General features: G+C 70.8%; 1 protein-coding gene. It reads right to left on the reverse strand.

The features are described from left to right. Positions 1–52: 52 nt before the first annotated feature. The coding region (locus tag AC5LSR_RS19575; RefSeq protein WP_493468788.1) for an MFS transporter at positions 53–871 on the reverse strand (819 nt) is incomplete at its 5' end.

Genomic DNA, 871 nt, shown 5'->3' on the forward strand with positions numbered 1-871 from the left:
CCGACTGGGATAGATTTTGCGTTGTCCTTGCCGAAATCTTCATCCGTGTGGCTCATGCGGCATGCCGCAAACCTGGCAGGATCAGGCACAGCACTGCCGCGGCGGCGGCCGTGGCGGCGAAGGCGCCCACCGCCCAGGCGCCGGACACGTGCTGGACAAGCAGTCCAGCGGTCAGCGGCGCCAGCGCAGCCAGCGCGGTAGTCGCCATGACCACGGTGTTGATGACTCGGCCGCGCATTTCTGCCGGTGCACTGCGGAGCGTCACGGCAAACAGCGCGGCGTTCACGGCCGGCGCGAGCAGCAGCGCTATGGCGATCGGCGCCGCCACCAGCGGCGACGGGAGGAGCGGTGCCGCAGCGCCGAACAGCAGGGCCCCAGCCAGGGTGATCGTGGTGGCCAGGGCTCCCAGGCGCATGCGCCCCTGCAGCCGGGGCGCCACTATGGCGCCGAGCAGCCCGCCGGCCGCGATGGTCGCCTGCACCAGGCCGATCACCGCGGTGGAGGTACCGTGATGACGCAGCGCGAGCGTGACGGTGAAGATCACGCCGGTGAAGGCGAAGTTCATCAGGGGTGCCGTTATCGCTACCGCGCGCAGGATCGGCACCTGCCAGACGACCTGCAGGCCATCGGCCACCTCGCGCCACAACGCCTTGCGCTCGGCCGCGTTCTCCGGGCGGAACTGCCCCCGGATCCTGTTCACCGTGCCGAACGAGACCACGTAGGAGACGGCATTGGCGAGGAACGGGACGGCCTGGCCCAGCCCGAAAAGAGCCCCGCCGAGCGCCGGGCCGGCCAGGGCGGCAGCGTAGGTCCTGGCCTCGGTGGCGGCCGACGCCTGCTCCAGTTGCCTGTCCGGCACGATCCCCGGCAG

The sequence above is a fragment of the Protofrankia sp. CiP1_Cm_nod4 genome (genome assembly GCF_982290645.1).